At 64.5% G+C, this 12,717-nt stretch carries 11 protein-coding genes and 1 pseudogene; 1 reads left to right on the forward strand and 11 read right to left on the reverse strand.

What is annotated here, in order from left to right:
* Positions 1–350: 350 nt before the first annotated feature.
* The 7 genes and pseudogenes from AB0M45_RS29700 to AB0M45_RS29730 all read right to left on the reverse strand — a co-directional run bounded on the left by AB0M45_RS29700 (position 351) and on the right by AB0M45_RS29730 (position 8,367).
* The gene (locus tag AB0M45_RS29700; protein ID WP_364336002.1) at positions 351–2,003 is read right to left on the reverse strand and encodes a cation acetate symporter; all 1,653 of its coding nucleotides are present in this window, start codon (positions 2,001–2,003) and stop codon (positions 351–353) included.
* Entirely contained in the window at positions 2,003–2,398 is a 396-nt protein-coding gene (locus AB0M45_RS29705; protein WP_364336004.1) for a hypothetical protein, read from the reverse strand. The genes AB0M45_RS29700 and AB0M45_RS29705 overlap by 1 nt, the downstream gene beginning before the upstream one ends.
* On the reverse strand, positions 2,398–3,171 hold the full coding sequence (locus AB0M45_RS29710; RefSeq protein WP_364336006.1) for a LytTR family DNA-binding domain-containing protein: 774 nt from the start codon (positions 3,169–3,171) through the stop codon (positions 2,398–2,400). Before AB0M45_RS29710 ends, AB0M45_RS29705 begins: the two co-directional genes overlap by 1 nt.
* Positions 3,168–4,166, reverse strand: a complete 999-nt coding sequence (locus AB0M45_RS29715; RefSeq protein WP_364336008.1) for a histidine kinase — start codon at positions 4,164–4,166, stop codon at positions 3,168–3,170. Before AB0M45_RS29715 ends, AB0M45_RS29710 begins: the two co-directional genes overlap by 4 nt.
* Positions 4,167–4,375: 209 nt before the next feature.
* Positions 4,376–6,838, reverse strand: coding sequence for a carbon starvation CstA family protein (locus AB0M45_RS29720; protein WP_364336010.1), 2,463 nt, complete (start codon positions 6,836–6,838; stop codon positions 4,376–4,378).
* An 804-nt stretch (positions 6,839–7,642) separates the two neighbouring features.
* A pseudogene (locus tag AB0M45_RS29725) lies at positions 7,643–7,735 on the reverse strand (IS5/IS1182 family transposase); the annotation flags it as partial.
* Positions 7,736–7,896: 161 nt separating this feature from the next.
* Positions 7,897–8,367, reverse strand: a complete 471-nt coding sequence (locus tag AB0M45_RS29730) for a PPOX class F420-dependent oxidoreductase (RefSeq protein ID WP_364336012.1) — start codon at positions 8,365–8,367, stop codon at positions 7,897–7,899.
* A 117-nt stretch (positions 8,368–8,484) separates the two neighbouring features.
* On the opposite strand from AB0M45_RS29730, the gene AB0M45_RS29735 reads away from it, so the two are divergent.
* Positions 8,485–8,943, forward strand: a complete 459-nt coding sequence (locus AB0M45_RS29735; protein ID WP_364336014.1) for a MarR family transcriptional regulator — start codon at positions 8,485–8,487, stop codon at positions 8,941–8,943.
* Here the strand turns inward: AB0M45_RS29735 and AB0M45_RS29740 are convergent.
* The 4 genes from AB0M45_RS29740 to iolB form a co-directional block, all read right to left on the reverse strand.
* Complete coding sequence (locus AB0M45_RS29740) at positions 8,897–9,280, reverse strand: hypothetical protein (RefSeq protein ID WP_364336016.1); 384 nt, start codon at positions 9,278–9,280, stop codon at positions 8,897–8,899. The two genes, AB0M45_RS29735 and AB0M45_RS29740, sit on opposite strands and share 47 nt — an antisense overlap.
* A gap of 426 nt (positions 9,281–9,706) precedes the next feature.
* Entirely contained in the window at positions 9,707–9,880 is a 174-nt protein-coding gene (locus tag AB0M45_RS29745; RefSeq protein ID WP_364336018.1) for a hypothetical protein, read from the reverse strand.
* Between the two features lie 407 nt (positions 9,881–10,287).
* Positions 10,288–11,805, reverse strand: a complete 1,518-nt coding sequence (locus tag AB0M45_RS29750) for a CoA-acylating methylmalonate-semialdehyde dehydrogenase (protein WP_364336020.1) — start codon at positions 11,803–11,805, stop codon at positions 10,288–10,290.
* Positions 11,802–12,713: a 5-deoxy-glucuronate isomerase gene (iolB, locus tag AB0M45_RS29755; RefSeq protein WP_364336115.1), complete on the reverse strand. Its 912-nt coding sequence runs from the start codon at positions 12,711–12,713 to the stop codon at positions 11,802–11,804. Before iolB ends, AB0M45_RS29750 begins: the two co-directional genes overlap by 4 nt.
* Between the last annotated feature and the right edge of the window lie 4 nt (positions 12,714–12,717).

Below are 12,717 nucleotides of genomic sequence, written 5' to 3' on the forward strand. Positions count from 1 at the left end.
AAGACCAATTTCTTGGCCGGAGTGATCGGGGACTTGTCGACCACGCCGACAGGCGGCAGATCGGGATCGGTCCGCAGATATTCGATTGTCGCCATTTTCCTTCTCTTCCGAACAGCGCGCCTCATTCCGGTTGAACGCGGCAGCGCCTATACCGATGGTCGGCAGACTTGATCTGCCAGTTCATACGTCGGCACATGCCATTTCGAGGATGGCGACGGCAAGTACCGAGGGGTTGCACCGTAGGTCTCGATGACGGCGATCACACTAGGGCGAGGAATTGAAGTAACGCGTCGATGTCGGACAAACCGCAAATCTCTACGACGAACGGTCGACGAACGGACGCCGAGCAATTACCAACGGTCGGGCTCGTCGAGATGCAGGCCCAGCATGGAAGTCTCCGACCACACCGGAGGTCGCCCCCGCAGCGAGACAACGATCATGGTGAGGAAGGCCGACGTCACCGAAAGGGGTGCGGGCTGCGTCACCAGCACAGCAGGCCATCCGGACAGCGACGGAGCGAACAGTGTCAGCGCGATCGCACCCGACGAGATGAACAGGCCGACGACCACGCCGGCGATCGCGCCACGAGCGGTCAGCCTCGGCCACCAGATGCCGAGGACGAGTAGCGGGGAGAAGGTCGACGCGGCGACAGCGAACGCCCACGTGACGAGGATGCCCGCATCCAGGTTCGCGACCGGAAGAGCCAGGAAGAGCACAGGGACTACCGACAGCATTGCAGTGATGCGCATTCTGTCGAGTCCACCTCGGGAGAGGTCGTGTGAGATCGCGCCGGATGCGGCCAGCAACAGCCCGAGTGAACTGGTCAGGATGGCCGCGAATGCTCCCGCAGTGAGCAGTCCGGTCTGTGCGATCCCCTGCCATCCGGTGTTCACACGCATCGGCAGAGCGACCACGACCGTATCGGTGCCGCCGGAGAAGTAGAGGTGTGGCAGGAAGACCCCGCCGAGCACACCGTAGATTCCGGGGAAGATATAGAACAGTCCGACCAGCGGGACCGTCAGGGCTGCCGCCCGGCGGGCCGATCGGCCGTCCGGACTGGTGTGGAAACGCATGATCACATGCGGCAGCCCCATCGTGCCCAGAGCGGTCGCAAACAGAACGCTCAGCGTGCTCAGCAGTGGATATCCGAAATTACCCAGGTCGAAAAGCGGCCGTTGCCAGTCTGAACTACCCAAAGCCGTGTGCCCGCCTAGCTCGGGCGCGGGCGCGCCGGCGGGGAAGATCACGGTCTGCCCAACCGAGAAGTGGTGTGCTCCCGCGGTGAGCCCTGCCGAAGGCACGGCCTCCACGAGGTGGAGGGTCACATCGTCGCGAAAGACGACCGTGGTCTGCTGCTCGAAGTGTGTGAACTCGGCTGGTCGAACTGCCTCCGCACGGACGGCGGCACCCACGCTGACCAGTAGCCAGACGGCAGGCACCGCGAAAAGGACAGTCTTGAGCACGAACTGGAAAGCCTGCACGTAAGTCGCGGCTCGCATACCGCCGAGCGCTAGCGTACTACCTACCGCCAGCGCGGCCAGCGCAACGCCGAACCAGTACGGGGTTCCGCTGACTACACCGAGTATCAGTCCGGAAGTGTGGAACTGCGGCACCAGGTACAGGACACAGATGACCAGCACTACCACCGCCGAAAGCTTGCGTAGAACCGGCGAAGCGAGCCGGGCCTCCACGAAATCCGGTACCGTCAGCGCGCCCGAGCGGCGTATGGGGGCCGCGACCAGCACCAGCATGGCGACGTAGCCGGCAGCGAAACCCACCAGATACCACAGCGATCCGACACCGGCCTTGACCACCAATCCCGCCGCTCCCAAGTACGATGCCGCGGAAATGTACTCACCCGCCAACGCGGCCGAATTGAGCATCGGATTGGCCCGGCGCGAGGCGACCAGGAAGTCGGACGTGGTTCGCATGGCGGCGACCCCGCGTAGTCCGATGAGGAGGGTCGTCGCAGTCACGAGCGCCACCGCGATCAATCCGAACATCAACAGTCCTCGGTTTCGCCGAAGGCCGACACCGTTGCACTACGTGCTGCGCCATCCGGTCTCGACTCGACCGCCTCCGCGCGCCTCAGGTGCCAGAAGCCGAGCAGTGCGAACGTGGGATAGGGCACGAGCCACAGAGCCAGCCACGACACTGGGATGTCCCAGACCCGCACGTCGCCCAGACCCGGCCACAAGTAGACCAACATGGGGATGCCGAACAGCACGAGGAACAGCGCGGTCAATGTCGGCACGGCGCGTCGACGCTGCGCATGGTAGTTGCGCCTTGCCCGGTCGGCCTCGAGTAGTGGCGCGGGAGCGGGTACCCGGTGGTGACGGTGGCCGCGAGCGCGTGCCAGCCGCGTTTGCGGGCTCATCACGGTGACCCGGCGCGTCATCAGCGACCGCCCACCTCGCGATTCCGCGCGGCCTGCAGCAGGCGATCACGCAGGTCGCGGGCCTGCCGACGACTGACGGGGACATCGCCGAGTTCCGTGTGGGCGAGTAGGCCGACGGAATCGCTGCGCAGTTCGCGTATGGCGTCGAGCGCTATGAGAAATCCGCGGTGCGTCCGTATGAAGCCCTTGTCCTCCCAGTATTCGGCGAGGCGCGAGATCGGCATTCGGTACGGGTGGACCCCGGAGCGGGTGTGCAACCGAACGTAGTCGCCGTGCGCCTCTACGAATAGAACTTCGCTGCGCCGTATGTAGCGTGTGGAGCCGGCGCTCTCCACGCGCAGGGCGGAGAGCGCGTCGACGAGCCTCGGCTCAGCTGGGCCGGCCGCTGAGCCCGGGAGGATTCTCCGGATCTTGCCGAGCGCTGCCGAGAGCCGTTCCGGGCGAACGGGTTTGAGAAGGTAGTCGACCGCGCCGATGCCGTAGGCGGTGACCGCGTGACTATCGTGGGCGGTGACGAAGACGATCGCCGGGGGGTGACTCAGCCTGACGAGGAGGTTGGCCAACTCCAATCCGTTCAGTCCAGGCATGAAGACGTCCAGGAAGATCGCGTCGAACTCACCGGCCTGGATCATCTTGAGCGCGATCATCGGATCGCCCGCCGCGAGTACCTCGCCCATCCCGCCTGCCTCGCGCAGCAGCCGCACGAGATCGTCCAGCGCTGACGGCGAATCGTCCACTGCGAGCACGTTCAAACCGCGCACGGAATCTGTCATGACGGCGTCACCCCTGGCTGTGACAGGGGCACTCGGACGAGCACCCTTGTCCCGGCATCGCGTTCGCATTCCACCACCAGGCCGTACCAGGGGCCGTACGCGGTGCGTAACCGACGATCCACATTGCTCAATCCCACGCTCCCGGAATTGGTTCCAGCCAGAATCGACTGGGCGCGAGCGGGATCCATCCCGACCCCGTCGTCTTCGACACTGATGAGGCAGTCGCCGTCGTCGATTTCACCGTGCACGTGCACGGCGCCGCCGCGTCCTCGTGGCTCGACTCCGTGCCGAATCGCGTTCTCCACCAGTGGTTGCAGCACCAGATACGGCAATGGCACCGCGAGGACGTCCGGCACCACACGGACCTGAACCCGGAGCCGATCGCCCATTACGGCGCGTTGCAGCGCCAGATATGTTTCGACCGCCTGGAATTCATCTGCCACGGTGGTGAATGCGCCGTGCTGAGCCAGGCTGTAACGGGCGTAGTCGGCGAAGTCGAGGATCATCTCCCGGGACCGGTCCGGATCCGAGCGCACCAGCGCGGCGATCACGGTCAGAGCGTTGTAGACGAAATGTGGCGACATTTCCGCACGAAGCGCGCGCATCTCGGACTGAGCCGCCCGCTCGGCGGACGCCTGCAAACGCACATGCTCGAGCACGTATTCGACCAGCCAGGCCGCGACCCGCGTGCCCTTCGGGGTCGTTGCCCGGGATACCAGTAATACCCCCACCGGTTCTTCTTCGACCGTGAGCGGCACGGCGGACAGGTAGGCGTCGCCAGCCGGCTTGACCGTGTGCAGCGCCTTCGCCGTCAGCTCGGCGACCGCATCGGCCGGCGGGGGGACGCCAGACCAGGCCACCACACCGGACAGGTCCGCCAGTCCGACTGCCTGCGCTCCCAGCATCCGCCGCAATCGTCTGGCGGCAGGACGCGCGCCGGGACCGTCCAAACCCGCGTCCAGATCGCTCGCAATTAGCCGCGTCAATGTCAGCATGACAATTGCATCGGCGTTATCGCGTCGTTCTCGACTCCAATCCCGCATTTCCAGCGAGCCTTCCTTGCGTAACGATCGAGCAACAATACTATATAGGGAAGGAGCGTAAGCTGGTAGTGGCGAAAATTCTGTGTCGAAGCACAAAATCTGAGTCGATCGGGTATCGCATGCGACAGCCGTCTCTGCACGCGAGCGAAATATTCTGCGCGCTACGCGGCTGGATCTGTTCCGCGTGGCCGTCGACGGGCGTCTTCAGGTGGTCGTCCACCGGCGTGCCGGATCGGTGAGTCCGGCCGTAGCCGACCGGCATGCGGTGTCGAAGCCATCGGCGGGGTGTGCGGTTGCGCTGGCCCCGCACTCTGCGCACCTGTCCGCGACGGCCAGAACCGACTACCCGACCGCAGGTCATCCCACCTGTCCTGAATTTCTTTTTCCACCGGCGTCGCGACGAACCCGCGCGGCGCGAAGATCTTGGATGGGACGTCCGACGACTCACTGCTCGGCCCACCGCCTGCACGCCACGCCCGCACGCAGACCAGAATGCCGACTCCGGCGACGACCAATGTGAGCTCCGCGAGAACGATCGCCAAGGTGCCCTGAATGAAGGTGTTGCGCATTATTTTGTCGGCGTCGGATATAGCTTTGTCCATGCCTGCGAGATCCGTGGCCGGCGGCACCACAGTCTGTGCGTCCCGCGCCACTTCGAGACTGCGTCGCCATACCTTGGTGTCATTGTGCAAACTCCAGTACCCCAGTTCGGGATTCGAGGAGAATATCTTGTGCCACGACGCGGTCGTCGTCACGGCGAGAGTCCAGACCAGCGGAATAGCTGGGATCCAAATCCACTTGAACAGCGCCTTTTTCGCCAGGATGACCACGACAACAGTTAGCGCGATAGCGGCGAGTAATTGATTGGAGATGCCGAACAGCGGGTACAGCGTATAGATTCCGCCGAGCGGATCGGTGACGCCCAAGAGGAGCACCGAGCCCCACGCGGCGACCACGATCGCTGCGCACAACCAGGCGCCAGGTAGCCAAGACGGGTCCTTGAACTTGCACATCGGCCCACCGAGATTCCCGAGCGAGTCCGAGAGCATGAATCGAGCGACGCGGGTGCCCGCGTCGACGGTGGTGAGGATGAAGAGGGCCTCGAACATGATCGCGAAGTGGTACCAGAACGCCTTCAACCCCGTGCCGCCGATGAACTTGTGCAGCACTTCGGACATGCCGATCGCCAGTGTCGGCGCGCCGCCGACACGCGAGTAGATCCGGTCCTCGCCGACATCGTGCGCCGCTTGCGTCAGCGCTGCTTCGGTGATCGGGGTCTCCCCCGGAAGGAGGCTGTTGACATGGGTGGCGGCGGCATGCGCGGTGGGCAATCCAGCGGTGTTCATCGCGTAGTACACGTGCTGATCGAGGATGCTCGCGGTGATCAGAGCAACGACCGCGACGAAAGACTCCATCAACATGCCGCCGTAGCCGATCATCCTCATATGGGAATGCTTTTCCAGCAGTTTGGGTGTAGTGCCGGAGGAGACCAGTGAATGGAATCCCGACAGCGCACCGCATGCGATCGTGATGAACAGAAACGGGAACAAGCCACCGGCGAAGACGGGACCCTCGCTGTTGTGCGCGAATTCCGAGACCGCGGGCGATTTGAGCACCGGCATCGTGACAACCACGCCGACGGCGAGCAAGCCGACGGTGCCGAGCTTCATGAACGTAGAGAGGTAGTCGCGTGGGGCGAGCAGTATCCACACGGGCAGAACCGCTGCGGTGAAACCATAGGCGATCAGGAACCAGGCAATAGTTGTGCCCGGCAGTGTGAATGCTGTTTGCCCCCAATGGGATCCGGCCACCCAGTTGCCGGATGCGATCGCCCAGAGCAACATGACAAATCCGATGACCGAGACCTCACCGACCTTGCCGGGCCGCAAGAATCGCAGATAGACACCCATGAACAAGGCGATCGGGATGGTCATGGCGATGCTGAACACGCCCCATGGGCTCCCGCCGTGCAGTCGTCCGTCGGGGCCTTCGGTGGCCGCCAACGCGTTCACCACGACGATGCTGAGCACCGCGAGCAGGATAATCATGATCATGAGGACCGCGATGGTCGCGGCGACGCCGGCAACCACCCCGAGTTCCTCGCGGGCCATCTGCCCCAAGCTGCGGCCGCGGCGCCGGGTCGATGCCCACATCACCAGATAGTCCTGGACGGCACCGGCGAGGACGACTCCGACAATGATCCAGATGGTCCCGGGCAGGTAACCCATTTGCGCGGCGAGCACCGGGCCCACAAGGGGGCCGGCGCCCGCTATCGCCGCGAAGTGGTGCCCGAACAGGACCCACCGATCCATCGGCAAGTAATCCTTGCCGTTTTCCATGGCCTCGGCGGGTGTGGCCAGGTCGTCCCGTGGTTTGGTGATCTTGTGTTCGATCAGCCTGGCGTAGAACTGGTAGGCCGTCACGTAAGTGCACACCGCCGCGATCACGATCCACACCGCATTGACGTTCTCCCCGCGTGCGATGGCGAGAACGGCCCAGGCGATTGCACCGACCACTGCTATCGCCGCGAATACCACCTTTTTCGCTGGGGTGATCGGGGACCGATCAACCACACCGACGGGCGGCAGATTGCCATCCGTCCGTAGGTACTCGATTGCCGCCATCCGTGCAAATCTCCTATAACGCGCAGAGTTTCGTGCCGAGCACGTCACGGTGGTCGACCCGGCGATGTCCGGCGAGTTGGTCGATCGTGTCTGTGCAGCGCGGACTAGGCTAGATCCGCGCGCGAGGCGGAGAAGCGTTCTCCGTGCAGCCGGTCAGCATCTGCGACGAACGGTCCACAAGCGGCATTTCGCCCGGCCTGTTTCACGCGCGCGGAGGCAGTCGACTCGAATCCTGTGGAACCCGAGATGTGTTGTGCATCAACCATCCTCGACCGGAGCGAACTCGTCCGCCGGGTGCACGAACGGAGGCAGAGCCTCGAAGTAATCGCCCACCAGCCTGCGCCGGCCGAGCGCCGCCGCTTGCAGCTCCAAGCGCCGAGCCCTGACCGAACGAACGGTCCGGATGCGCCGCCAGGACACAACATGCGATGCCGCCTACCGTCACGTCGTGCGCATCCGGGCAGGTCTCCCGCTCTGATACGGCTGGACCCCGCGCAAGAGGATCGTGCAAGGGACAGCGGGGATCGTTCTACGATTTCCGGAAGGCGCGACCTTCGTCGGCATCCAGTTCGCGGTCGGCACGTCCCTTCGGGCGGTGGCCGCTCCCTCCCTGGTCGACAGGGGGATCGTCTTGCCCGACGTGACCCGCCGGACGTTCTGGCTGGATGGTGCCCGCTGGGAGACGCCTCACCCGGACGACGCCGAGGCGCTCGTCGACCGATTCTTCCGAGACGGAGTCGTGGTCCACGATCGCTTGGTCGCTGAAGTTCTCCGGGGCCGCCGTCCAGCGGTCACCGATCGCACACCGTGCGGGCGCGGGGCGAACTCGGGCAACAACGGCTCGGCCAGCGCCCACAACTCGTCCGGCACAAGGCGTTTCGACAACTCATCGGTCACGAATCGAACATCATGCGGCACAACCGATCAGTTCGCTTGGCACTCAACGGTTTCAACGGGATCATGGGCAACTTCAGCTCGGGACGCCAGGCCGAATCGATCGGATCATCGTGCCGCGCGGCGGCGCCCCAGAAGCGTTTCTGCGAAGCCTGGGCGCAAGGTCAGGCTACGACGTGATCCGGCTGGATGTGGAGGATCACCCGCTCGACATTCCGTCTCTGCTCGTAGGGGTAGGTATCCAGATCCAGGTACTTGCGCGCCAACCGGTCCAGGAATGCCTTCTCGGGATCTGGCTCTATCTCGACGACACGGCCGCGAACTTCCAGATAGCGATAAGGGTCGTCAGGATCGAGGATCGAGACCGACACCCGCGGATCCCGCTCGATGTTGCGGTATTTTTGCCGGTCGGTGCCGGTCGACACCAGTAGCCGCCCGTGGGCGGCGTCGAAGTCGAACCACACCGGGTGTGACTGCGGCTCACCGTCGGGCCCCAGAGACGCGAGGTGCGCGTAGCCCTTCTTGTCCAGGATATCGGCGTGGCTGCTGCAGATGGTGGCAGGCCGTGTCTTCCTGCTGCGTGTTCGCCGGTTGATGTCGTCGATATCGTCCGCCTCGTTACGGGTCTCAGCCATCGTTGCTCCCTGCCGTCGTGAATATCGAGCCAAAGCCGGGCGACCGCACCCTTTCGGGAGGATCGCACCCCAGCATGTCAACATGTTGACACACAGAGTCTGTGTCAACATACTGACATGAGTCAAGAGGAGACAGTGGGCGAACTAGAGCAGTCAGTGGGCTATGTCCTCAAACAGGCCCAGGCCGCGCTGCACTCCGCGATGCACGCGGTGCTGCGCCCGCTGGAACTGACCGTGTCGCAATACGCCTGCCTCGAACTGCTCGGCCAGTACCCCGGGATATCCAACGCCGAACTCGCCCGTGGCGCGTTCGTCACCCGCCAATCGATGAACCTCGTCCTCCGCGGGTTACAAGATCGCGGACTGCTCACCCGACCCGAGCGAGCCTCCCACGGTCGCGTGCTGCCCACCCAGCTCACGAGCTTCGGGCAGGAAAAACTGCACGCCGCCAGCGTGGCCGTGCGCGCCATCGAACGGCAAATGTTCTCCCCGCTGTCCGCACAAGAACAACGTCGGCTGTGCAACGACCTTACGGTCTGTATTGCCGCCATTCCCCCGGCCACACCCAAGCAGTAATAGGCCCCGCCATTACGTCATCACCCGCGCCGCCGCATTGGCCCCGTACAAAAAGACCAGCGAAATCGACGACGTGAGATGCGGCCTCAGGGAGCTCCTTGTACGCGATGTGATCCTCCGAATCGGGCCAGATCGCAGCGAACGCCTCGTAGCTGCGGCGGCCGAACATCAGCGCTGTCGTCTCAGCGAGTTCCTCCGCCTTGAGCGAGAAAGCCTCGGGCACGAACTCGGTGTCCAACACCCAGCCGCCGCTGCGGTGCTCTTCGACCTTGCCGCCCGGCGAGTCCACCACTCCATCGAGCGACATGAAGCCCGTGTAGACCAGTTCACGTGTCAAAGAATCCTCCTGCGAATGGACGGCGGAAACTGCCGGTGTCCAGCTGATACAGGCGGCCCGGGCGTCAGCTCGACGCCCCGTCTCGGGCCGCCGCTCGCCAGCCTGAGGACGGGCGGCGCTGCCGTCTTGGACGAAACCGACGCGAGCGCTGCTCCGCGCGGGCGCCGCCGGTCTCAGCCACTCTCCCACCAAGCGCGGTAGCCGTGGTCAGCGTGAAATACGCGTGCTCAGCGGCGAAGGCAGTTACCCGGTTAACCGACGGGAGCGGTGACATTGCCGAACAGTCGGAGACGCAACCTGGAGCGCGAATTAGAAAGCCGTGGCATCGGAGGGTTGCACGCGGGGTGGCGACACCGGACTGGAAACGCGGAATCCTGCGTACCACGAACGATCTCTCCACCGCCGCGTGCAAATCGGGTCAGCTGGTTACAGGCAGAAGCTGAGCTCGATTTGGCCGACCGGGATGGGGAGGCACACTTCCACCGAGCCTGAGACGGGAGTGGCCGTGGTGGCATCCGCGGAGGCGATACCGCCGCTGAGAGCCGTGGCGGATAGTGCGAGCGCCGCGACAGCGAGCGGACGAATAATTCTGGAGGTCATACAATATCCTCGGTTGTACTATGTGACGCGTCCCGGATTCGGAACGAGCCAATCACATCACAGGGCCGTGGACCGTGGCTCCCCCATTTGGATCATTCGGTGTTTTTCAGATCGTTATATGCAGACAGTAAAAGGTCCTTGGTGAATGTTCACAATGAACGTCATGAATATGCACAATAATCCTGTCGATTACGTTCTGTTCTTCGTGGCTCGACATCGAGTACTGCGCGGGCACGTTGCGTCACCCACCCGTACAAACTCGCTCATCCCACCTGCCTCACCTGTTCGATCCAGGTCCAGTTGGCGCGGGATGAAAGTGAAGGCGTCCCCGATCGCCCAGGATGCGACCGGGGACGGCGAAGTGCCCCAGGCCCGACAGTGGCCCGGGAGACGCTGGCATCAGAGTGTCAGGCGTTCTGGGGAAAGCCGAGATTCACTCCGCCGTGGCTGGGGTCGAGCCAGCGGCTGGTGATCGCTTTGGTGCGGGTGAAGAACCGCACCCCTTCGGTGCCGTGGGCGTGGGTGTCGCCGAACAGGGAGTTTTTCCAGCCGCCGAAGCTGTAGTAGGCCATGGGAACCGGGATCGGGACGTTGATGCCGACCATGCCGACTTCGACCTCGTTCTGGAAGCGGCGGGCTGCGCCGCCGTTGTTGGTGAAGATGGCGGTGCCGTTGCCGTAGGGGTTGGCGTTGAGGAGTTCCAGTGCCTGGTCGTAGGTCTGGACCCGCACGACCGACAGCACCGGGCCGAAGATTTCGTCGCGGTAGACGCTCATGTCCGGGGTGACGTGGTCGATGAGGGTGGGGCCGAGCCAGAAGCCTTGGGAGATGTCGATATCGGTGCCGCCGTCATCAGCGTCGACGGCGCGGCCGTCGACGACGAGAGTGGCGCCGTCGGCTTCGGCGGAGGCCACGTAGCCGCGGACCTTGTCGCGGTGGGCGGCGGTGACCAGGGGACCCATATCGGCGTCGGTGAGCCCGTCGCCGATACGCAGGGTGCGGGTGCGTGTAGCGATCTTGGCGACGAGCTCGTCGGCGATTTCGCCGACGGCCACAGCGACCGAGATCGCCATGCAGCGTTCGCCCGCGGAGCCGAATCCAGCGTTGACCATGGCATCCGCGGCCAGATCTAGGTCGGCGTCGGGCAGGATCACCGCGTGGTTCTTCGCGCCGCCGAGGGCCTGGACTCGTTTGCCCGCGGCGGTCGCGGTCGAGTAGACGTACTGCGCGACCGGGGTGGAACCGACGAAGGACACTGCCTTGACGGCCGGGTTGGTGAGCAGTTCGTCGACAGCGGTCTTGTCGCCTTGGACGACATTGAAAACCCCGGGCGGCAGACCCGCTTCGGCCCACAGCTGCGCCAGCCACAGCGACGCCGACGGATCCTTCTCGCTCGGCTTCAGCACCACGGTGTTCCCGGCGGCGATCGCGATCGGGAAGAACCACATCGGCACCATGGCAGGAAAGTTGAACGGAGAGATGATCGCGACCGGGCCGAGTGGCGCGAGCACCGTGTAGGCGTCGATTCCGGTGGAGGCGTTCTCGGTGTATCCGCCCTGTAGCAGATGTGGTATGCCGCAGGCGAATTCGACGACTTCCTGGCCGCGGGTTACCTCGCCGAGCGCGTCGGAGAGGACCTTGCCGTGTTCGGCGGTGATGATTGCGGCCAGTTCCGGTTTGCGTGCGTTGAGCAGCTCGCGGAAGCGGAACAGTATGGCGGTGCGCTTGGCCAGCGAGGTGTCGCGCCAGCTGGGGAATGCTGCCGTGGCCGCGTCGATGGCGGTGCGGACGTCCGCGACGTCGGCCATCCGGACCCGTCCGGTGATCTGTCCGGTGGCCGGGTTCGTGACCGGCGCGGTCACCGACGCGGTTCCGGTGAAAGGCTTTCCGTCGACCCAGTGGCCGATCTCGCGGGTATTGGTCATGGTTCCTCCTCGAGGCGATCAGGCGCGGTAGCGCTGTAGTCGGTCGTGTGCATGGGAAGCCGCGGGTCGACGACCATATCCGCCCAGGTGTCGCGCAACCACGCGTGGGCCGCGTCATGACTGATCCGCCAGGCCCGCTCCGGTCCAGGACCGGCCATGATGTTCAGGTAGTACATGTGGTGGCCGGGAGCGGCGATCGACGGTCCGTGATAGCCGTGCGGCACCAGCACTACGTCGCCGTCGCGGACCTCCTCGAGCACATCGATGGGACGCTCGCGCGTGCCGTAGACCCGGTGGTAGCCGAACCCTGGTGAGTCGCCGGCGCCGCGGGCGAATTCGAAGTAGTAGATCTCTTCCAGCGCGGTCTCGGTCTCGGTGAATTCATCGTGCTTGTGCGGCGGATACGACGACCAGTTCCCGCCAGGGGTGATCACCTCGCAGGCGATGATCGACTCGGCTTCGAAGGTGTCGGCGGTGGCGAAGTTGTGCACCTGACGGCTGCAGTTCCCGGCGCCGCGCAGTTCCACCGCCACATCCGCCGCCGCCACGTACCGGAACGGCAATTGCCGGTGTGCGCGGGCGCCGCCGAGTGCGAAACGCCCCCCTGCCGTGCTGGAGACCGTGTAGGAGCTGCCGCAACCGACATAGGCGAAATCGGTCGGTCCGTCGAAAACGCTTGCACGGCCGGATAATTCGAATGTATCGCTACCGCAGGTCACTGTGCACGAGCCGGCGAGTGGCACCACGACCACCTCGTCGTGGTCGGTGTCCGCTCGATACGCCCCTCCAGCGCCGAGCTCGATGACGTGCAGGCTGGTGTGGTCCCACCCCGCGGACTCGGGTGTCACCGCGACAAGACACGGGTCGCTCACGGCACTGCGGGCCGGTAGGTAGTGCTTGCTGCGCATCGCG

Source organism: Nocardia sp. NPDC051787, from assembly GCF_040681325.1.
Lineage (GTDB): Bacteria > Actinomycetota > Actinomycetes > Mycobacteriales > Mycobacteriaceae > Nocardia.

Excerpts from the sequence above, each read along its gene's own strand:
- AB0M45_RS29700 (WP_364336002.1), bottom strand. The coding sequence starts at position 2,003 with ATGTTCGGATTGATCGCGGTGGCGCTCGTGACTGCGACGACCCTCCTC.
- AB0M45_RS29705 (WP_364336004.1), bottom strand. The coding sequence starts at position 2,398 with ATGACGCGCCGGGTCACCGTGATGAGCCCGCAAACGCGGCTGGCACGC.
- AB0M45_RS29710 (WP_364336006.1), bottom strand. The coding sequence starts at position 3,171 with ATGACAGATTCCGTGCGCGGTTTGAACGTGCTCGCAGTGGACGATTCG.
- AB0M45_RS29715 (WP_364336008.1), bottom strand. The coding sequence starts at position 4,166 with ATGCTGACATTGACGCGGCTAATTGCGAGCGATCTGGACGCGGGTTTG.
- AB0M45_RS29720 (WP_364336010.1), bottom strand. The coding sequence starts at position 6,838 with ATGGCGGCAATCGAGTACCTACGGACGGATGGCAATCTGCCGCCCGTC.
- AB0M45_RS29730 (WP_364336012.1), bottom strand. The coding sequence starts at position 8,367 with ATGGCTGAGACCCGTAACGAGGCGGACGATATCGACGACATCAACCGG.
- AB0M45_RS29735 (WP_364336014.1), top strand. The coding sequence starts at position 8,485 with ATGAGTCAAGAGGAGACAGTGGGCGAACTAGAGCAGTCAGTGGGCTAT.
- AB0M45_RS29745 (WP_364336018.1), bottom strand. The coding sequence starts at position 9,880 with ATGACCTCCAGAATTATTCGTCCGCTCGCTGTCGCGGCGCTCGCACTA.
- AB0M45_RS29750 (WP_364336020.1), bottom strand. The coding sequence starts at position 11,805 with ATGACCAATACCCGCGAGATCGGCCACTGGGTCGACGGAAAGCCTTTC.
- iolB (WP_364336115.1), bottom strand. The coding sequence starts at position 12,713 with ATGCGCAGCAAGCACTACCTACCGGCCCGCAGTGCCGTGAGCGACCCG.